General features: G+C 63.2%; 19 protein-coding genes and 1 pseudogene. 11 read left to right on the top strand and 9 right to left on the bottom strand.

The features are described 5' to 3' along the window. Positions 1-11: 11 nt before the first annotated feature. Positions 12-1118 carry a peptide chain release factor 2 gene (prfB, locus tag ACKFR8_RS12650; protein WP_408930233.1) on the bottom strand — a complete coding sequence of 369 codons (1107 nt, stop codon included), beginning with the start codon at positions 1116-1118 and terminating at the stop codon, positions 12-14. Between the two features lie 69 nt (positions 1119-1187). On the opposite strand from prfB, the gene ACKFR8_RS12645 reads away from it, so the two are divergent. Both ACKFR8_RS12645 and hisN read left to right on the top strand, forming a co-directional pair. After that, complete coding sequence (locus tag ACKFR8_RS12645; protein WP_070524681.1) at positions 1188-2015, top strand: inositol monophosphatase family protein; 828 nt, start codon at positions 1188-1190, stop codon at positions 2013-2015. Continuing rightward, the gene (hisN, locus tag ACKFR8_RS12640) at positions 2008-2781 is read left to right on the top strand and encodes a histidinol-phosphatase (RefSeq protein ID WP_250224757.1); all 774 of its coding nucleotides are present in this window, start codon (positions 2008-2010) and stop codon (positions 2779-2781) included. Before ACKFR8_RS12645 ends, hisN begins: the two co-directional genes overlap by 8 nt. A 177-nt stretch (positions 2782-2958) precedes the next feature. Here hisN and ACKFR8_RS12635 read toward each other — a convergent pair whose 3' ends face one another. Continuing rightward, on the bottom strand, positions 2959-4161 hold the full coding sequence (locus tag ACKFR8_RS12635) for a hypothetical protein (RefSeq protein ID WP_070685598.1): 1203 nt from the start codon (positions 4159-4161) through the stop codon (positions 2959-2961). 189 nt (positions 4162-4350) lie between these two features. On the opposite strand from ACKFR8_RS12635, the gene ACKFR8_RS12630 reads away from it, so the two are divergent. Then, on the top strand, positions 4351-4779 hold the full coding sequence (locus ACKFR8_RS12630) for an NUDIX domain-containing protein (RefSeq protein WP_070596549.1): 429 nt from the start codon (positions 4351-4353) through the stop codon (positions 4777-4779). 143 nt (positions 4780-4922) lie between these two features. On the opposite strand, the pseudogene ACKFR8_RS12625 reads toward ACKFR8_RS12630, so the two are convergent. Both ACKFR8_RS12625 and ACKFR8_RS12620 read right to left on the bottom strand, forming a co-directional pair. Then, positions 4923-5159, bottom strand: a pseudogene (locus ACKFR8_RS12625) (ABC transporter substrate-binding protein); the annotation flags it as partial. Between the two features lie 39 nt (positions 5160-5198). After that, positions 5199-5351, bottom strand: a complete 153-nt coding sequence (locus tag ACKFR8_RS12620; RefSeq protein ID WP_227485943.1) for a hypothetical protein — start codon at positions 5349-5351, stop codon at positions 5199-5201. Between the two features lie 126 nt (positions 5352-5477). Between ACKFR8_RS12620 and ACKFR8_RS12615 the strand changes: the two genes are divergently transcribed. The 5 genes from ACKFR8_RS12615 to ACKFR8_RS12595 all read left to right on the top strand — a co-directional run bounded on the left by ACKFR8_RS12615 (position 5478) and on the right by ACKFR8_RS12595 (position 10237). Further along, a complete protein-coding gene (locus ACKFR8_RS12615) occupies positions 5478-6581 on the top strand; it encodes a FecCD family ABC transporter permease (protein ID WP_070596551.1) in 1104 nt (367 codons plus the stop codon). Further along, a complete protein-coding gene (locus ACKFR8_RS12610) occupies positions 6581-7624 on the top strand; it encodes a FecCD family ABC transporter permease (RefSeq protein WP_010189115.1) in 1044 nt (347 codons plus the stop codon). The genes ACKFR8_RS12615 and ACKFR8_RS12610 overlap by 1 nt, the downstream gene beginning before the upstream one ends. 6 nt (positions 7625-7630) lie before the next feature. Next, complete coding sequence (locus ACKFR8_RS12605) at positions 7631-8542, top strand: ABC transporter substrate-binding protein (protein ID WP_070684175.1); 912 nt, start codon at positions 7631-7633, stop codon at positions 8540-8542. Continuing rightward, a complete protein-coding gene (locus tag ACKFR8_RS12600) occupies positions 8542-9324 on the top strand; it encodes an ABC transporter ATP-binding protein (RefSeq protein ID WP_010189119.1) in 783 nt (260 codons plus the stop codon). Before ACKFR8_RS12605 ends, ACKFR8_RS12600 begins: the two co-directional genes overlap by 1 nt. A gap of 196 nt (positions 9325-9520) precedes the next feature. Then, positions 9521-10237 (top strand): DUF4232 domain-containing protein, encoded by a 717-nt coding sequence (locus ACKFR8_RS12595; RefSeq protein ID WP_070596553.1) that lies wholly within the window; start codon positions 9521-9523, stop codon positions 10235-10237. Between the two features lie 163 nt (positions 10238-10400). Here ACKFR8_RS12595 and ACKFR8_RS12590 read toward each other — a convergent pair whose 3' ends face one another. Next, positions 10401-10679 carry a hypothetical protein gene (locus ACKFR8_RS12590; protein ID WP_408930232.1) on the bottom strand — a complete coding sequence of 93 codons (279 nt, stop codon included), beginning with the start codon at positions 10677-10679 and terminating at the stop codon, positions 10401-10403. 34 nt (positions 10680-10713) lie between these two features. Here ACKFR8_RS12590 and ACKFR8_RS12585 point away from each other — a divergent pair, with 34 nt between their 5' ends. After that, complete coding sequence (locus ACKFR8_RS12585) at positions 10714-11517, top strand: hypothetical protein (RefSeq protein ID WP_408930231.1); 804 nt, start codon at positions 10714-10716, stop codon at positions 11515-11517. Here ACKFR8_RS12585 and ACKFR8_RS12580 read toward each other — a convergent pair. From ACKFR8_RS12580 to ACKFR8_RS12570, 3 genes are all read right to left on the bottom strand, one after another. Then, positions 11514-11900: a hypothetical protein gene (locus ACKFR8_RS12580; RefSeq protein WP_070596556.1), complete on the bottom strand. Its 387-nt coding sequence runs from the start codon at positions 11898-11900 to the stop codon at positions 11514-11516. The two genes, ACKFR8_RS12585 and ACKFR8_RS12580, sit on opposite strands and share 4 nt — an antisense overlap. 367 nt (positions 11901-12267) lie before the next feature. Then, complete coding sequence (locus ACKFR8_RS12575) at positions 12268-14364, bottom strand: siderophore-interacting protein (RefSeq protein ID WP_408930230.1); 2097 nt, start codon at positions 14362-14364, stop codon at positions 12268-12270. A 472-nt stretch (positions 14365-14836) separates the two neighbouring features. Continuing rightward, the gene (locus ACKFR8_RS12570) at positions 14837-15844 is read right to left on the bottom strand and encodes an ABC transporter substrate-binding protein (RefSeq protein ID WP_010189126.1); all 1008 of its coding nucleotides are present in this window, start codon (positions 15842-15844) and stop codon (positions 14837-14839) included. A 312-nt stretch (positions 15845-16156) separates the two neighbouring features. Between ACKFR8_RS12570 and ACKFR8_RS12565 the strand changes: the two genes are divergently transcribed. Then, complete coding sequence (locus tag ACKFR8_RS12565) at positions 16157-16465, top strand: hypothetical protein (RefSeq protein WP_257157668.1); 309 nt, start codon at positions 16157-16159, stop codon at positions 16463-16465. A gap of 7 nt (positions 16466-16472) precedes the next feature. Here ACKFR8_RS12565 and ACKFR8_RS12560 read toward each other — a convergent pair whose 3' ends face one another. Beyond that, a complete protein-coding gene (locus ACKFR8_RS12560; RefSeq protein ID WP_257157667.1) occupies positions 16473-17678 on the bottom strand; it encodes a DUF418 domain-containing protein in 1206 nt (401 codons plus the stop codon). Positions 17679-17737: 59 nt separating this feature from the next. Between ACKFR8_RS12560 and ACKFR8_RS12555 the strand changes: the two genes are divergently transcribed. Beyond that, a complete protein-coding gene (locus tag ACKFR8_RS12555; RefSeq protein WP_257157666.1) occupies positions 17738-18181 on the top strand; it encodes a DUF1990 domain-containing protein in 444 nt (147 codons plus the stop codon). Positions 18182-18198 lie beyond the last annotated feature (17 nt).

Here is an 18198-nt window from a genome sequence, read left to right as displayed (position 1 = left end):
GTTGCGCGCGCCTAGGCCTGCTGCTCCGCCATCCGCCAACGGATTCCCGCCTCCAGGAAGCCGTCAATGTCGCCGTCAAGCACCTTGGACGGGTCACCGACCTCGTAATTCGTCCGCAGATCCTTAACCATCTGGTACGGGTGCAACACGTAGGAGCGCATCTGGTTGCCCCAGGAAGCGTTGCCGCCCGCGCCCAGCGCGTCGAGCTCCGCGCGCTCCTCCTGGCGCTTGCGCTCCAACAGCTTGGCCTGCAGCACGCGCATGGCAGACGCCTTGTTCTGGATCTGGGACTTCTCGTTCTGGCAGGTCACCACGATGCCCGTCGGGATGTGCGTCAGGCGCACCGCGGAGTCCGTGGTGTTCACGGACTGACCACCCGGGCCGGAGGAGCGGTAGACATCCACGCGAACCTCCGAGTCCGGCACCTCGATGGAGTCCGTCTGCTCCACCACCGGCAGGACCTCCACCTCCGCAAACGAGGTCTGGCGGCGGCCCTGGTTGTCGAAGGGGCTGATGCGCACCAGGCGGTGCGCTCCCTGCTCCACGGAAAGCTGGCCGTACATGTAGTCCCCATGCACCACGAAGGTGGCGGACTTGATGCCGGCCTCTTCGGCGTAGGAGATGTCGTACACATCCACCTTGTGCCCGTTCTTTTCCGCCCAGCGGGTGTACATGCGCATGAGCATCTCCGCCCAGTCGGCGGCGTCCACGCCGCCGGCGCCGGAGCGAATGTTGATCACCGCTTCACGCTCGTCATACTCGCCGGAGAGCATGGTGGTGACCTCGAGCGATTCGATGGCTGCCCCGAGCTCCTCTAGCTCAGTGGCTACCAGCTCCTTCGAGGCCTCGTCCCCTTCTTCCTCCGCCAGCTCCGCCATGACGGGCAAATCCTCAATCCGCCCGCGCAGGGAGGACAGCTTGCGCAGCTTGGCCTGCTCCGCGGAGAGCGCCGAGGTCACCTTCTGCGCGTGGTCGGGGTCGTCCCACAGCGTTGGGTCTCCCGCCTGGGCCTCCAGCTCGCGCACGTGCTCCGCCACCGCTTCCGGGTCCATCACCTTCTCGATGGAGGTCAGGGTGGCGCTAAGTTCCTCGAGTCGTGCAGTATGTTCCGGACGCATAGCCCCCTATTCTACAAATTCTTGCCCTCTGATTAGCCATCGGCCGCGTTTAGCGCGACAATAGGCGGCATGAGTGACCAGCCAAGCCTCACCGAGATGATCGATGCCATCATCAAAACCTTCATCGTCGCCCACGCGGACGATACCGATGCCCACCTAGCACAGGCCCTTGTCTATAACGCAGGCCGCCTGGCCTGGCGCCTGCGCGAGCAGGGTGTCGACGTAGAGCAAAAGACCTCCGTCTCCGATGTCGTCACCGACGCGGACTTCGCCGCCGAGCGTTTCGTCGCCGGCGTGCTCGAAGCCCTGCGCGGCGAGGACGGCATCGTGGGCGAGGAGGGCGCCAACCGCGACTCGGCCTCCGGCCGGACCTGGGTCATCGATCCCGTCGATGGCACCTACAACTTCGCCTCGGGCGCCGATTACTGGTGCTCTGCGCTCGCGCTTGTCGACGCTGAAGGAGTCATCCTCGGCGCCGTCCACCGCCCCGCCATGGGCTACACGTGGTTTGGTGGCCGTGACTTCCCCACCAGCCTGGATGGCAAGGACGTCACCAAGCTCACCGACGCCCCCGCCGACAAGCTGTGCTTGTCGACGTACCTGCACCCCACCTCCATCACGGATCCCGCCATCGCCTCCGCTTGGGAGAAGGTGGCCCCGCACTTTGCCACCGTGCGCATGCTAGGCGCAGGGTCCGTGGACCTCTCCTGCGTGGCGGATGGCACGTGGGGAGCATGGATGCAGCATTCCGTGAAGGATTGGGATTGGTATCCGGGCCAAGCGCTGGTGCTCGCGGCAGGCGGCGCGGCGCGCAAGGTTGAAGCCGGCGGTGTGGAATGGTGTATCGCGGGCAATAAACAGGTAGTTGATCAGATGGAGGAATGGCTCCGTGGGTAAGTACAAAGAAGACCTCGGCTTGGCCTTGGAGATGGCCGGGCATGCGGATGCCATCACGATGCACCGCTTTGAGGCAGCAGATCTGTCCGTCAAGGAGAAGCCGGACATGACTCCGGTATGCGACGCCGACCTGGCCTGCGAAAAGGCCATCCGCGAGGCGCTGAAACGCTCGCGCCCGCGCGATGAAGTTCTGGGCGAAGAATTCGGCGGCGAGGCCTGCTTCGAGGGCCGCCAGTGGGTCATCGATCCTATCGATGGCACGAAGAATTTCGTGCGCGGCGTCCCCGTCTGGGCCACGCTGATCTCACTACTGGAGGACGGCGAGCCGGTGGTTTCCGTCATTTCTGCCCCGGCCCTGCGCCGCCGCTGGTATGCGGCCAAGGGGGGCGGCGCCTACCGCGTCTTCGGCGGGGAACCCAAGCGCCTACGCGTCTCCGAGGTCTCCGACGTGGCGGATGCCTCCCTTGCTATGAGTTCCTTGTCCGGTTGGGGCTCAAACCGCGATGCTTTCGTGTCCTTGACGGACAAGGTTTGGCGTCTGCGCGGCTACGGCGACTTCTGGAATTACTGCCTCGTGGCCGAGGGCGCCGTCGACATCGCTGCCGAGCCCGAGGTCTCCTTGTGGGACTTGGCCGCTCCGGCGCTCCTCGTCACCGAGGCCGGTGGCCGCTTCACCAACGTTCGCGGTGAAGATGGGCCCCACGGCGGCTCAGCGCTTGCCTCCAACGGCAAGCTTCATGACGTCGCCCTCTCCGCCCTCTCCTAACTCCCCTGCGGCACCGCAGCGCGGCGCCGCACGCCAGCGTCATTCCCCAGCGTCGCGCCCGGTGACGCTTCGATCAAATAAGGCCCCAGAATCTTTAAAGATCTGGGGCACTATTTGTTAGAAACGTACTCTCCCGGCCACGCGCCCACGGCTCCGTGACCGGTTTCGCAGTGGTGGTTAGTTCTCCGGAAGCGCGAAACCGGAACCTACGCCCTCGCGGCGGTTCAGATCCGCGATGATGGCATCGGTGTTAGACACAACCGTGGGGTTGTGCAGCGCGCCCTGCCACGGAGTGTGGCACGACGGCAACCCCGGAATCAGGCCGCGGGATACCGAGCCGACGATGCGGCCGTTGCGGAAGACCGGAGCACCGGAGTCTCCAACCATGGCGCACACCTGGTTGACGGTGACGCGCTCGGTGTGCTGGAAGGTCATGCCACAGGTACGGCCGGTGGCCACGCCGCTCTTGCAGGTGATATCGCCCGGCTGGGTGGTACCACCAACCCCATTAGCGGTCACGCCGTTGTAGCTACGGGACACCTCGGCCTTGGAGCCGAACTCAATGAGCGAATAATCCAGCTGCTCATTCTTTGACACCACGGTGCCGGTCGGGCCAACCTGCCAGGAGTCTGCCGAAGAGACCGGATCGCCGACATTTCCGCAGTGACCAGCGGTAATACCGACCTTGCGGCCTTCCGCATCGGTGCCGGCTGCCGTCAGCGTGCACATGGTGTCCTCATGAATGTAGAGCGGGGTACCCGGGCCGTACAGGGACTTGCCTTCGGTCATCGCTACATTAGATTCCTCCGGAATCTGAGGAGCGTCATAGTAGGAACCAGGCACTCGGTGCAGGACATAGTCCGCCTGCGGTTTACCGGCAGCGATCTTGGAAAACAGGTCATTCTTCCACGCATAGTTCGGATCAGTGCCCTGTGGCACGAATTCCGGCTGCGTGGCCTCCTCCAGCAATCCGATGGGGGCAGGATTCGTCAGCGGTTCACCCGTTTTGGCGTCGGCACCAGCGTAGTCCTGCGGTGCTGCCGGAACCGGTAACTGGGTATCCAGGTTTGCTTGCCCCGCAAGGCGCTGCGCCGCAGGGGAATTCACGGCCCCAGCAACTGCCTGGGACGCATCATTCGACACCGCTGCGGCGGCGCCGTTGACTGTTGAATCGACGGAGTCTGTCAGCCCCTTGTCCACGGGCATGGTCTCAATGCCCACGGACTGCAGATCCTCGCGTACCTGATCAACAAAACCTGCCGAATCAATCTCCGGGATTGTGGGAAGTTCCTGGGCATCCGCCGCTGGGTTACCCAGGAAGAACGCACCTGCGAAAGCCGAGCCCACGAGGACTTTCTTAAGGTGCGGAATTTTTCGCATATTGAGCAATTCCTCTTTCACTTCTTCTCGTAATGGTCTATAAGCCTTCCCCTATGATGGCACGTGCCTTGGACGGCCGTTTTCTAACGTGTGTGACTGTGTCCAACCCGTTACATTACTGACAGCTTTCGGGTGCCCCCTCTCTTTCTTCACCGCTCTCCACACCCCGCGCAGACCTACTATGGAGGCATGTCTGAGACCTCCAATTCTCCTTCACCCTCTGCAGACATTGAGGAAATTGTCGCCGTTGTTCTGCGTGATACCCACGGCCGCGTGCTCGTCCTCCGCATCACCTCCACCCCGGAGTTTGTCCTGCCGTATGGCTCCATCGATGACACAATCAATCCCGCCCACGCAGCCCAGCTCATCGCTCACGAGGCCATACGTGCCGTGGTCGATATGTCCAAACTGCGCCGGCTTGCCACCTACATCTCCCCGGCCACCAACGACGCCCCACAGACCGTCCACGCCCACGTCTATGTCTACGAAGAAGAAATCTCCGTGGCACACCCGGATAAGGAGATCTCTGAGCTGGCGTGGGTCGATCCGGCCGCCCCGGATGTCGATATCGCCCCGTTACTCAAGGAGAGGGTATTCCCCGCCTTGCAGGAACTCTAGCCTCCCAAGTTTTAGACTCCACCCCATGACTACGCAGCGACTACTCCCCGTTCTCGCCGCCGGTTCTCTTGCCCTTGCGCTGGCCGGCTGCGCCACCGATGACAGCACCGACGCCACGCTTTCCGACGTCTCCCCCACCACTCAAGCTGGGTGGAACGATCCGTCAGCCAGTTGTCTGCGCCCTCCGGGATGCCCACGACCGGCGCGATAGCCGACAGTGTGTCGTAGCGCTCTTGATCGCCCGAGGAACGAACGTCGAGGATGAGGATAAGGTCCGGCTGCACGCCGAGCGAGAGCGCCACCTCGGCGTCGCCCCAGCCCAGGGCCACGATGCGCCGCAGGGCCTCCTCGACGGTGACGTCACCGAACTTGGTGGCCACTGTGACCGGATAGGCCGCGGCGTCGCCGTCAGCCGATGCCTACTGCGCCAACGATGCCGACGATGCCGCCACCGAGTTGTCGGCCGCACCGGAATCGGGGTCCGACGAGCATGCGGCCGCACCCCAGCCGACAAGGGCGAGCGACAGGAATACCGCGGCCGAGCGACGAGTGCGGGAAGTCCGCAGAGGCATAAAAGGCCTGTCGAATTGAGAAAAGATAGCCTAACCAACATTAGGTGAACCTATCTCAAGCCGACGAACCTCCAGCAAGGAGAGACAATTCACGTACATCGTCGAAATAAGGTTATCCTTACCTACATGACATCGACGACTCTGCCGACACCGGCCGCGGGCACCCCGCGCGCCGCGGGCCACAGCAGACGACTCCTCGGCCTAGCCCTCCTCGTGGCCACACTCGTCGCCCTCGTCTTCGCCAGCCTGGCACTGGGCGCCAAGGCGACCTCCATCTCAGAGCTCACCCAGGCCTGGCCCACCGCCTGGGAGATCCTGCGCGGGCACACCGACACCGCCCAGGCCGCCGGCACCGTGGGCAGCAGCGTCGCCGAGATCGCCGGAATCCTTGCCACCATGCGCATCCCGCGCACCGTGCTCGCCATCGTCGTCGGAGCTGCGCTCGGACTAGCCGGCACACTCGTTCAAGGCCTGACCCGCAACCCGCTCGCGGACCCTGGACTACTCGGCATCAATGCGGGCGCCGCACTCTTCGTCTCGGCGGGCATCTTCCTCTTCGGACTGACGTCCATGCAGTCGCACCTTTTCCTCGCCTTCCTCGGCGCGGGCCTGGCGGCGCTGCTCGTCTTCGGGCTCTCCGCCGGCGGCATCGGTCGCGGCGACACCCTGGGCCTCGTCCTCGCGGGTTCCGCCCTGTCCGCCGTCCTCGCGGCGGCCACGTCGGCCATCGTCTACATCGATCCCAACGCGCTCGACACCCTCCGCTTCTGGCAAGCGGGGTCCGTCACCGGACGCGGCTTCGACATCATCACCCCTGCGCTCGTGCCGCTCGCCATCGGCGCGGTACTAGCGCTGGCGCTGGGCCCGACGCTCAACATCCTCAATCTGGGCGCGGAGGCCGCGCAGGCGCTGGGCACCAACGTTGCCCGCGCCAATATCCTGGGCTTCGTGGCCATCACCCTGCTGGCCGGCGCGGCCACGGCAGCCGCGGGCCCCATCGGCTTCATCGGTCTCGTGGTGCCCCACGTCGCCCGCGGCATCACCGGCCCGGACTACAAGTGGGTGACCCCCTACTCCGCGCTGGCGGGCGCCTGCCTGTTGCTCGGCGCCGACATCGTGGGCCGCCTCATCATGCGCCCCGGCGAGCTCCAGGCGGGCATCGTCATCGCGCTGCTCGGCGGGCCGGCGTTTATCTGGCTCGTCCGGCACCGAACGGTGGTGAGCCTGTAATGAAGTACCTCAGCCTCGGAAAGTTCAGCTTCCTCTACCACCCGCGCACGCAAGCCTGGACCGCGGCCATCGTGGTCGCGAGCGCGCTCGTGTGGGTCATCAGCCTCGGCATCGGCGAGTTCCCCCTTAACCCCGCCGAGGTCATCGGCGTGCTGGCGGGCGGCGGAAACAAGCTCGAGCGCACCGTCGTCATCGACTGGCGCCTGGCCCGCTCGCTCGTGGGTCTAGCCGTCGGCGCCGCGCTGGGGCTCTCCGGCGCCATCACGCAGCGCATCGCCCGCAACGGCCTGGCCAGCCCGGACATCCTGGGCATCAACCAGGGCGCCACCGTGGCGGCCGTGGCCATCATGGTCTTCGGAGGATCTGCCGGGGCCGGCGGGGCGTTCGGCGCCTACGTCGGCATCCCGCTCGCCGCCATGGCCGGCGGTCTCGCCACCGGCGCGGCCATCTGGATGCTGTCCCGGCGCGGCAGGGTGGATATGTTCCGCCTCGTCCTCGTGGGCATCGGCGGCAACGCCTTCCTCCACGCCCTGGTCACGTACATGTTGGCCGCCACAGATCTCAACACCGCGGCCGCGGCCAAGGTGTGGATGGTCGGCTCGCTCAACGGCTGCACCTTCGAGCACCTATGGCCCACCCTGGGCATGCTCGTGGTGTGTGGCCTAGTGCTAGCCCGCATCGCCATCGATCTGCCCGCGCTGGAGCTCGGCGAGGATTCCGCCCAAGCCCTCGGCGCCCCCTTGAAGAAGATCAACGCGGCACTGCTCATCGTCTCAGTTCTACTGGCCGCGGTGACCGTCTCCGCCGTGGGCCCGGTGGGCTTCGTGGCCTTCGTCGCCCCGCAGATCTCCGCGCGCCTGGCGCGGGTCGGGGCGCCGCCCCTGGGGACATCGGCGGCCATGGGCGCAATCATCGTGTGCGTGTCCGACCTCATCGCCCGCTGTGCCTTCGGCTGGGAGATCCCGGTGGGCATCATCACCTCGGTCATCGGCGGACCTTTCCTCATCTGGCTGCTCTGGCAGCAAACTCGAACACGAAAGTAGACGACCATGCAACGACGTAACTTCCTCAAGATCACCGCTGGCCTCGGCGTCGCCGCCTTCGCTGCGGCCTGCTCCAAACAGGAGACTGCGCCGAGCGAGCAGGCGGCCACCTCCGCGGCATCGTCCAGCGCCGCCGAGCAGCACCAGCGCGTGATCGCGCTCAACACCGGCCAGCTGGACAACCTCCTCATGCTGCGCATTCTCCCGGTGGGCGCGGCCAAGGCCAAGAACCTGGGCGTCGTCCCGGACTACATCCGCAACCGCTTCGGCTCCGACTTCGATCTGGACTCCATCGCGGACTGCGGCCTACGCGCCAACCCGGATCTGGAGACCATCGCCTCCCTGAAGCCCACCCTCATCTGCGCTAACTCGCGTACGGACGAGGCCATCCTGGAGCAGCTCAAGGCCATCGCGCCCGTCGTCACCGGTAAGGGCGGCGGCGAGAACTGGAAGCAGGACCTCCTCACCATCGCCGAGGCCGTGGGCAAGAAGGACTCCGCCGAGCCCCTCCTGGCCGAGTACGAGTCCAACGCCAAAGCCTGGGGCGAGGGCCTATCCTCCAAGCCCACCGTCTCCTTCCTGCGTTCCAAGGAAGACCAGTTCCAGCTCTACGGGGTCAACTCCATGGCGGGCTCCGTGGCCGCCGATGCCGGCCTGCCCCGCCCCGCCAACCAAAAGCAGATTGAGAAGGCTGGCCAGGACATCTCCGCCGAGCAGCTCTCCGAGGCCGACGCCGACTGGATCTTCTACGGCGTCAACGCCGGCGCCGCCGACCCCTCGCAGGCCGCCACATGGCACTCTCTCAAGGCAGTGCAGGCCAACCAGGCCGTGTCCGTGGACTACGAGTCCTGGTACATGAACGCGTCCCTGCTCTCGGCCACCATCATCCTCCAGGGTCTGAAGGACAACATCAGGTAATGAACGCTCGACTTTCCGCGCACTCCGTCTCCGTCGGTTATGGCGATACCGTCATCAGCCGCGACGTCACACTCGACATCCCCGACGGCCAGGTCACCACGCTCATCGGCGCCAACGGCTGCGGCAAGTCGACCCTCCTGCGCGGCCTGTCCCACTTGCTCCCACTGTCGGCGGGCTCCGTCACCCTCGACGGGAAGAAGCTGGGTGACTACTCCTCCCGGGAGCTAGCCACGCGCTTGTCGATGCTCCCCCAGTCCCCCATCACCCCTGCCGGCGTCACCGTCGCAGACCTCGTGGCCCGCGGCAGGCACCCGCACCAGTCCTGGCTGCAGCAGTGGTCCGCCTCCCACTCCGCCGCCGTGGACGAGGCCATGGCGCTCACCAACGTCTTTCAGCTGCGCGACCGCCCCGTGGACTCCCTGTCCGGCGGCCAGCGCCAGCGCGTGTGGATAGCCATGGTCCTGGCTCAGGACACCGACATCGTCTTCCTCGACGAGCCCACCACCTACCTGGACCTGGCGCACTCCATCGACGTCCTCGAGCTCGTCTCCACGCTCAATAAGGAACAGGGCAAGACCATCGTCATGGTGCTCCACGATCTCAACCTAGCCGCCCGCTACTCGGACAACCTCGTCCTCATGAAGGACGGCTCCGTCACGGCCCTGGGCTCGCCCGAGTCCACCATCACGCCGCAGGCCCTGCGCGACGTCTTCGGACTGGACTCCCGCGTCATCGAGGACCCCGTCACCGGCGGGCCGCTCATCGTGCCGGAGCGCCCATAAGCCCCGTCGTTCCCTGCGTTTTTCGATCATGGGAAAGGCAGCGGGAGTTCATCATGTTCACGCTTTCAGTCACAGGACGGCTACTGCACACTGTGTGACACATTCTGCGAATCGTTGCTCATTGCTAGCAAAGACTTAACAGACTCGTGACCAGTAATCTCTAGTCCCCGTCGTGCTGTGAAACTACCCTGTGGGTATGAAGAATCTGCGCGCACTCCTGTCCCTCAGCCTGCTGCTGCCACTCGCCGCGTGTTCCGCCAGCGAGGAGGACTCTGCGGCACCGTCGGCAGTCACGACCACCGTCGTTCACTCGGCCGACGCCCCTGCGGGTGACGATGCCGCCGACGGCACTGTCGGTGCTGGCGGTACTGGCGGTGCTGACGCCGCCGATACCGCCACGGCCGACGACGTTGCTTCCGGGGCCGCTCCCGGCGCGTCCGGCACCGCACCAGCCCCAGCATCCTCCACTATCCCGCCCTTGCCCGAGGGCGCCTGCGCCACCTCCCAGCTCTCCACCGAGATCACCAACGAACAGGGAGCCGCTGGCTCCCGACTCGTCGACATCGTGCTGACCAATACCTCTGACGAGGAGTGCACCCTCACGGGCTTCCCCGGCGTCTCCGCCGTCACCAGCAACGACGGCACTCAACTAGGCCCCGCCGCGCTGCGTGAGACCGGCACCGAAGCTGCCACCGTGACGCTGGCGCCAGGGGCCCAGGCCCGCACGGGGCTCAAGATCACCAACGTGGGATTGCTCGACGCGGCGGCCTGCCAACCGCAGGACGCCGATGGCCTGCGGATCTATCCGCCCGAAAACACCGACAGCCTCTATGTCGCAGTGCCGGGCCTGCAGGCCTGCGCGGGCGAGGTCGACATCTTGTCTGTCCAGCCCATCACTCAGCTCTCCCCGTAAATCATTTCGATCTCCTAACAATTTCCAGCCGGTGATAGGACTCGGCTTCGCGCTTCGTTAGTCTCGGCCACGAGTTCGCCCCTCGGACGAAGGACATACACCATGACCACTCTCCCTGTCCTCCTGCCCCCAACGCACCGCGCGTGCCGCAGTAGCGGCGGCATCAGCAGCCGCGCTCGTTGCGTCCTGCTCCCCCCGACACTCGGCGCGAGGCAGCCCCGTCGGAATCCGCAGTGGCACCTGACTTGAGCGCGGCGACCGAGTCTGCCTCCAACCCACCAGCGACCTCGAGCACTTCCTCACGCGCGACTCGCAGCAGCACCAGCCCAGCTACGTCGAGCAGGGCGGCATCGACACGCAACTGGCCCGTATCCTTGGCCGAAGAAAGCTGCGACCCGAACGCCGGAGTCGCCGACTCCGGAGTCGGCGAATTCGTTGACAAAGGCGAAGCACCAACGGCCATCGTTCATTTCCTGTTGACGGAGGAGCCTGAACGCGGAGCACCTCTCAAAGACTTCAAAGTCACCCAAGATTCTTTCGATGCGTGCGAGCCCCTGAGCTACATCATTGCCTCCGGCAACTACGAGGGCGAACAAGTGGTCTTCTCCATCGTTTTCAACTGGGGCCACCCGCTCAATGACAGCAATGGGTACTTCTCCGGCGACGGCTTCGACTTCACCATTGGCAGCGACTCCGTAAGTTTCACTACGGGCGATACTCCCGCACATGAGGCAGGCAAGCCAGTGAGCGTGACATTTACCGCGATGGACTTCGGAGCACTCAAGACCGAGCTCAACGCAGAAGACAAACACCACATCGGAATCGACCTCACCCATCTGAACGACGCCGTCGATCCGGCCGACCTCGACGAGTTCTACGAATTCGACACCAATAGCGGCCCCGTCCGCTGCCGCTTCTCCATCAGCGAAAGTGAATGCGACTTCCTCGACGGTGAGTTTTCCCCCGCGGAAGCCATGAACGGACCAAGCAACTACTTCCTCAAAACCCATGGCGAAACGGAAGTCGACCTCGCCACCTTCAGAGACGACTCCAAAGACTTCCTGTCCGACAAGAAATTTGAAAAGGTCGGCGACGGCACTTACGAGGCCGGCACCTTGGGTCACCCCATCCAGGCGGAGCTCAAAGACGGCACTCTGACCCTCTACTTCCCCGACGGCGCCTACGTCTTCGAGGACGGCGTCCTCGACTTCTTCAACGAGGATGACCTGGAGGCGGGTACCATGCGCTCGGCGGCAACGTCCTCTGCCCGCGCGGATTAGCCCTCGATGTCGCGCAAGTAACGGGCCGACACCCCGCCCGCAATAGTGCGCAGCGCGACGTCCTTGGTCACCACCGTGCCCGCGGCCACGACCGCATGCTCCCCTTTGTGGATGCCACCTTGATCCTGGAAACGCGCGCCCGAGTTGATGACAACGTTTTCCCGATGTGCGTGTTGCTGCCAAACAGGCTGGATACCTAGCGCGAGCAAGGTATCGCTGTCTCCTAGGCCAACTGCGGCGATGCGCTCGTTCTCATTGCCCTCAATATTTGACGCCGAGGAATCCTCGCCTCGGGAGCAACCGGAAAGGACGAGAGTGGATGCTGCTAAGACAGCGGCCGTCTTCATTGCCGCGCGACGGGTCAGCGAATTGTTTCGAAACATATAGAAGCCTAACGTGTAGGGAGCTCATTGGGGTGCGGTGAAGGCCATCGGACGCACGGGGTGTTGATCGATCCTCGAGCGCGCGTCAATCACGTCTACCGCGTCTACCCCGCATGGGGCAGCCTAACTAGATAAAGGATAGGCTAAGTTAATTATTTCGGGGGGGTGTGTGGCTGCCGATATGGAGGCAGCTCAGCCGCTAGGGGCCAGCCGACAGGCGCTCCCAGCCGAAGGGGTGGGACCCCAGCCGATAGGAAGGCTCCCAGCGGAAGGGGGGATCCCGGCCGACAGGGGGCACTTTAGAAACGGTTTAGCAAACCACCGAACGTCCGCCGCTCCTCCACACGCTTCGCCCGACCACCGGCAGTTACCTACCTCCCCTCCCCACCTCGAACAGCTGGGCACTCCACCCCACCGGCTGCTTCGAACGCACTACCGCACCCACGGCAGCCAGGTGCTTCGCAATCACACGGGCCGTGGGCAGCTGCGATCCATACAGAACGAGGCGTGATAAATCTTCCTGGTAGTCATGATCCTCGGCCCCACTTTCCTGCAACACTGGGGTCACCAGGAACAGCTGCGCCCCAGAACGTAGTACGGCAGCTACCAGCTGCTGCAACTCTATAGTTGGCCAACGTCGCCACGGATCAACCAGCACCACAGCATCTACCTGCTCGCACAAAGTAGCCACTGTGCCAGCCCAATCCGCCCGGCGCGCATCCCCACCGCTACGCCCAACCGTTGGAGCGTGCAGTGCACTATAGCGAGCACGATCCCGGCGGCGTGGAGCAATATCGCGCAGCATAACCTCCTCTGCGCTGGCCCCAGGCTCCGTCATCGCTGCAGTTGCTGCGCCTACTGAGATCCTTGCGTCATCCTCTGCCTCCGAAAACGACCCCAACACCACGGCGTTTGCCTGCGGTATCTTACGTAGAATCTCATCCGCATACACCGCCGCGGCCGGACCTCCCACCGCGCATCGAAGCGAGCCAGCATCCTGTCGCGCTAGTAGCTTGCTGCTCAGAATCTCCGCTGCGGCCGGGGCCGACCACTGAGCACTGGAGGCCGCCTGTTCGTGTTCCTCCACGGCCAGTTGTGGCTGGGTTTGCACAATGTAGTCCCAGCGGTGCTCGCCGGTATCAGCCGGATTCTGCAGTGCCTGCCCTAGCCGGCCAAGTGCTGCGGTCTTGGCGGCCGCCGGCCCGGTAATCCAATCCCTTACTGGAGAATCCGGGTTTACCAACTCGCTGCCCAGCGCAGTGAGGCCGATTCGAACCGCCCGTTGGTCCGCCACATCCTCCGATGAGCTATCCAGTGCTACATCCGCCGACAACGTCACTAACCCCACTGCCTCCAGGTAACGCGCAATCCGGAGAGCCAGCTCCTGCTGCACGCCAGTTGCTTCGGCCAGTTGATCCACTCGATCCGCGCCCTCATCAATCAGGCCGAAAATCCCCATCCCTACGGCTTGGCGCACAAGAATCGCCGACCCCATTTCGGTGAGTTCATGCAGCTCAACCAGCGCATTACGGTAGCTCGTCACAGCCCCTGTCTCCGCCCCCTCACTGTCGCCCTGCAACGGAGTGCCCGTAACCTGCCCCGCACTCTCAGCCTGCGTAGCCGTCGCCCCTGCTTCCGATTGCGCCGGTGCCATTGCGCGCCAGTACCCCGTAATCTCCACGTTTTCCCGCGGAATCCCCAGAGCTCGAACCCAGCGTCGGATCGCCTTCAATCGCCCGGCCTCTCCCGCAGCCCATACATAGGGCATCGCAGCGGGCTCGGCCGCCCACTCTGGGTGTTCTCCGTACAACTCGGTAGCTTTCGCCACGAAGTCCCCGCCCTCGTCTCGCACCTGCCAGTGAATGTCCACCTGTGCTTCGAACTCCAGTCGCTGGACATGTGCCCGCGTGGCTACCTCAATAATCGCCACTGCCCTATACCCGGCGGGCAAAGACTCTATACAGCGAGCAATCGCCGGCAGCGCCGTCTCGTCGCCCACCATCAGTAGCCACGGAGTGTGGGTGGGCAGCGCTGCGCAAGACTTCGGCCCTGCGATATACAGGGGATCTCCCGGTCGAGCTCGTGCGGACCAGTCCTCGGCCAGGCCTTGGCCATGCCGCGCGAAGTCTACGACGAGACGGCCCTGGGAGGCGTCGAATGAACGGACGGTATATGTCCGAAACAGATCTTTGACTTCCTCTTGCCATAGCACCGTCGCGTCCTCCCGTGTGATGGGGTGAGGGCGCTCCCCGGTGGCCGGGTCTGGGAAGATGATGCGGATATCGTCGTCGAAACCATCGCTGACTAGCGGTGGTGCGTCTACGCCGAACGCACTATGGGCGCGTAGTTGTTCGCCCGTCAGAGTAATGCGACGCATCCCTGGTGTGATGTCCTCGATGTCATCGACCTGCAGTTCGCGGATCGTAATGGGGTAGATTTCCCTGTCTCGGCTATTCCTCGCCATGGTCATTCCTTTCTCGTTTCTGGGTTGGCGGTGTGCGGTGAGTCGGTGTGCGTAGGGTCAGTATGTGGGTTGGTTTAGTGGATTGGGACGGTGTGTAGCGGGTCAGTGCGGTGGATCGGCATGCGGTTGGTCGGCATGCGCAGGGTCGATGCCTCTCGCCTCGGGTGCTGGCCGGTCAGCCGAACTCTTGTCCAGCACCGCGGTGCCCACTGCTGAAAAACGTTCTTCCAGCCATCGACTTTCACCAGCTGCGCATGCGTAAGTTCAAGTTCGCTCACCCGCACCGGATACGCCCCCGGACGGCGCCTCCACGCAGCAGCCGGATCCCACTGCGCAGAAGACAAGCAAAGTTCCTTGCGGGTCGGCGGGCGGCAGCGGGGAGGCGAGTGAGCGAACAAGAAAGGGCATAAGAAAACACCCCACGCTGCCACACCGGGCGACACACTCGCGAGGGGTGCTGGAGAAAAAGAGACTAAGAGAGCTTTTTCAAGGTAGGCTTGACCTGCTCCAATACCCATGCACGGGACAGGGAGGTCGGCGTGTTCAGGCCGGCAACCACAGCCTCGTTACCCGCCAGGGTGGCGCCGGACTTGACCTGCGGCAGGTCTGAGTAGCCCGGGATCTTCTCCACCTCCGCGATGTCACCGGTGCGGTTATAGATCACCATGAAGTCCGCAGCCAGGGCGGAGACGTTTTCTGGCGACAGAGTCACGCGCCCCTGCTTTACCTCAATAGAGCCGTCGGTCAGAGGTTCCGGGAATTTCATACCCAGGTCGTAGATGAAAGAGGCTCCTGGGTCCTTCGGGTCGGCCACAGCTCCAAAGGATCCCTGAGCGAACTGGGAGACCACACCGGTCTTACCCTCGATATTCGGCAGCTCGGACTTCGCATCGGTGAAGACCTTCTCATCCTGGTCGATGACTTCTTGAGCTTTATCTTCCTTGTTGAAGATCTTGCCGAGCTCCTTCAGCTGCGACTTCCAGCCGATCCCCTCACCCTCGGTGCCAATACCACCCAGAGTGGGCGCGATCTCGGAGAGCTGTGTGTAGTTATCCTCGGAGATCGTCCAGTAGTCCCCGACGATGAAATCCGGAGCAGCGGCAGCGATCTCTTCCTTCGGCAGAGTCTTGAAATCGGTCTGCTTGATAATCTCCACGCCGTCCAACTTGCCGTCGCGCCACGGGGCATTCATGTCCTTAGCAGACACCACCACGGCGGAGGGCTTGATGCCCATAGCCAGCAGGTTGTCGATGGCTGGACCAATGGCAACGACGCGCTCGGGGTTTACGGGGTATGTGTCTTCCCCCCTGGCGTGCTTGATGGTGACTTCGGAGGCATTATCACCGGAATTCGCTGCGGAGTTTGCGCCTGAGGAAGTATTTTCCGCCTTGCCATCTGTATCGGAGCTGCAGGCTCCCAACATCAGGGTAGTGGAGAGCACGGCGAGACTGAGCGCACGGACAACGATTGAGTTCTTCATCCTGAATGGGTTTCCATTTCACTAAACGAACAAGGTTAGGTAAGGCTACCATCACCCAGGGTAGGCTAACAAGGGTAATCCGAGACTTTTTAACTTAATTTGGATCGGGGAGGGCACGACGATCCAGCTTCCCATTACTGCTCAGCGGCAATGCCTGCAGAGCTGAAGCCATGTCCGACAACAACACGTCCAAACGGCCCCGGCTGAAACATCAACCCCGATTAAGACACCCGCGAGGTTGACAAAATATATCGGAACGCCTCCAAAAATGAAGCCTCGTATATTCCATTACACAGGCCTACAATCGCGGCCATGGAATCGAAGACGCTGACGTCACTGGTATTTGGAAATGTTGTGCTGGAATCGCAGATGACGAAGACGATTATCGTCGTCTACGCCGACGACATGCGGTCATGGTACTTTCGTCCGAACCCGTATACGGAGCTCAAGGTGCCCCTCGATGAGCTGCAGGGGAAGCTGAGCAGAGAGCGCGCGGAACTCATCTCAGAGCGCATTTTTGATGGCGTCAAGCTGGAGCTCGAGGAAAGCTACTCCGGAGGCGTCGACCGCGCCCAAAAGGAGCTCTGCAGTTGGCTCCTGTGTGAGGAAGCAGCCGCTTAGACCAACATCAGGCCGACCCGAGAGCCGACTTAGGCTCAATACGACACGTTGGGCCGTACGCCAGCCGGCGATGCGCCCACTCGAACGGGCCAGGTTTGCCCCAAGCCTCAAGCAGAGCAGCGAGCAGCAGCGTAAGGACAAAGACCAGCAGACCGATTCCAAGCTTGCCGCTCACCGAAGCATCCGCACCTAGTCCGAAGCCGGCTGGGGTGACAAGAACAATAAACAAAACCGATTGCGCAATGTAGCCCGACATAGAGCGCTTGCCCAACGCCACGAAAGCAAAGGCCCACCCAGGAACGCGATTGTTGAGTTTCTCCGTGAGCAGTGCCAAAACCGCCAGAATGCCAGGACCCGTAAGAAAGCCAAAAGCTTGGTTCAGCATCAAGAACACCGGTTCCAATTCGGTTGACACAACACCAGCGGCCGCAAGCCCCCACGGAAGACCAACAAAGACAATGACCATACCTGCAATAACAACCCAGGTGACCAAGGTTCGGCGGTGCGCAGAAACGTTTGCAAGCACGCCCTCCCGCGCCCAGATATATCCGATGAGTAAAACGCCTACCAGCCCCACAAATGTGATGGGGATCTGCCCCAGAGCAGCAACCTCACCGCGCAGGTTGCGGGCGAAATAGTCACCGAATGTGACAAGATCACCGGTCATCGGACGCGAGTTGGGCAGAGGATTGAAGTAACCAAAATAGGCTCCCACCGCGCCCGAGCCGGCGAAAACCGCATAGCCGCCAAAGAACCAGTAGGCAATGCGCCGCAGCGTGCGCGTCGAAAGCGTAAAGCACCAAGCCAAAGCGATGCCGATGAGGCCATAGACCAGCATGATGTCACCGTCGAAAAGCGCGAAGCCATGCGCCAGACCGAAAACTGCCAGCAGCCCGTAGCGGCGGATGAGTACGCGCCGCGATTCTTTAATGGTGTAGCCCTTACGCTGCAGGCTCGCAGCAATGAGACCAATGCCGAATCCCAACAGCATGCAGAACATGGGCAGGCCTCGCACACGTACAAACATGCCGGTGAACACCGCGGCCACGGTGTCCAGGGCGCTATCGGGGCGCACACCGCCCAGGGTGGAGCTGGGACCTATCGACCAATCATTGACTACCCAGCTCTGCACGGCGTTCGCCATGGCGATCCCCAAAAGCGCCGTGCCGCGCGCTAAGTCAGGAACGATAAGTCGTTGTCGTTTCTCCTGCATACACCCTATTTTACTCTTCTCAAGCATCATCTAAGGGCGGTTTGACTAGGCTAAGCCCCATGCCTGAGCCACTGTCGTACTCCTCCACCGAAGGCTTCCCGCAGCTGCACATGTCCCGCGTCATCGACGCTGAATTCGATGATGCCGCGGACAAACTCTTCCGCTGGGGCCTGCAGCGTAGCGGTCTTTTCCGGGTACGGCCCAGTCACGCCACGGTGGAGGAAGGCGCTGAGGTCGGCCTCGGGATGGGGCCGTGGGAGTTTCGCTGCCGGGTGGTGGATGTCTTCCGCGAGGAGGGCCGGTGTGGCTTTACCTACGGCACCCTTCCCGGCCATATTGAGCGCGGCGAGGAGACCTTTACCCTGGAGCGCCTACGGGATGGGCGCACGCTGCTGCTTGTCGACGCCTCCTCCCAACCCGCCCACCTCCCCTTCCTGCGCCCGCTGCTCGATATTCCCCGGCGCGCGCTGATTCGCTTCTTTTACCTCAGGGCGCTGGACTGATCCCCCGCAGCGCCCGC

The organism is Corynebacterium axilliensis (genome assembly GCF_046097495.1).
Taxonomy (GTDB): Bacteria; Actinomycetota; Actinomycetes; order Mycobacteriales; family Mycobacteriaceae; genus Corynebacterium.
The sequence above is the reverse complement of the archived record's forward strand: the minus strand, read 5'-3'. Positions and strand labels throughout refer to the sequence as shown.

Excerpts from the sequence above, each read along its gene's own strand:
- ACKFR8_RS12575 (WP_408930230.1), bottom strand. The coding sequence starts at position 14,364 with ATGGCGAGGAATAGCCGAGACAGGGAAATCTACCCCATTACGATCCGC.
- ACKFR8_RS12635 (WP_070685598.1), bottom strand. The coding sequence starts at position 4,161 with ATGCGAAAAATTCCGCACCTTAAGAAAGTCCTCGTGGGCTCGGCTTTC.
- ACKFR8_RS12620 (WP_227485943.1), bottom strand. The coding sequence starts at position 5,351 with ATGCCTCTGCGGACTTCCCGCACTCGTCGCTCGGCCGCGGTATTCCTG.
- ACKFR8_RS12560 (WP_257157667.1), bottom strand. The coding sequence starts at position 17,678 with ATGCAGGAGAAACGACAACGACTTATCGTTCCTGACTTAGCGCGCGGC.
- ACKFR8_RS12580 (WP_070596556.1), bottom strand. The coding sequence starts at position 11,900 with ATGTTTCGAAACAATTCGCTGACCCGTCGCGCGGCAATGAAGACGGCC.
- ACKFR8_RS12630 (WP_070596549.1), top strand. The coding sequence starts at position 4,351 with ATGTCTGAGACCTCCAATTCTCCTTCACCCTCTGCAGACATTGAGGAA.
- ACKFR8_RS12595 (WP_070596553.1), top strand. The coding sequence starts at position 9,521 with ATGAAGAATCTGCGCGCACTCCTGTCCCTCAGCCTGCTGCTGCCACTC.
- ACKFR8_RS12610 (WP_010189115.1), top strand. The coding sequence starts at position 6,581 with ATGAAGTACCTCAGCCTCGGAAAGTTCAGCTTCCTCTACCACCCGCGC.
- ACKFR8_RS12565 (WP_257157668.1), top strand. The coding sequence starts at position 16,157 with ATGGAATCGAAGACGCTGACGTCACTGGTATTTGGAAATGTTGTGCTG.
- ACKFR8_RS12605 (WP_070684175.1), top strand. The coding sequence starts at position 7,631 with ATGCAACGACGTAACTTCCTCAAGATCACCGCTGGCCTCGGCGTCGCC.
- ACKFR8_RS12555 (WP_257157666.1), top strand. The coding sequence starts at position 17,738 with ATGCCTGAGCCACTGTCGTACTCCTCCACCGAAGGCTTCCCGCAGCTG.
- ACKFR8_RS12570 (WP_010189126.1), bottom strand. The coding sequence starts at position 15,844 with ATGAAGAACTCAATCGTTGTCCGTGCGCTCAGTCTCGCCGTGCTCTCC.
- ACKFR8_RS12600 (WP_010189119.1), top strand. The coding sequence starts at position 8,542 with ATGAACGCTCGACTTTCCGCGCACTCCGTCTCCGTCGGTTATGGCGAT.
- prfB (WP_408930233.1), bottom strand. The coding sequence starts at position 1,118 with ATGCGTCCGGAACATACTGCACGACTCGAGGAACTTAGCGCCACCCTG.
- ACKFR8_RS12645 (WP_070524681.1), top strand. The coding sequence starts at position 1,188 with ATGAGTGACCAGCCAAGCCTCACCGAGATGATCGATGCCATCATCAAA.
- ACKFR8_RS12615 (WP_070596551.1), top strand. The coding sequence starts at position 5,478 with ATGACATCGACGACTCTGCCGACACCGGCCGCGGGCACCCCGCGCGCC.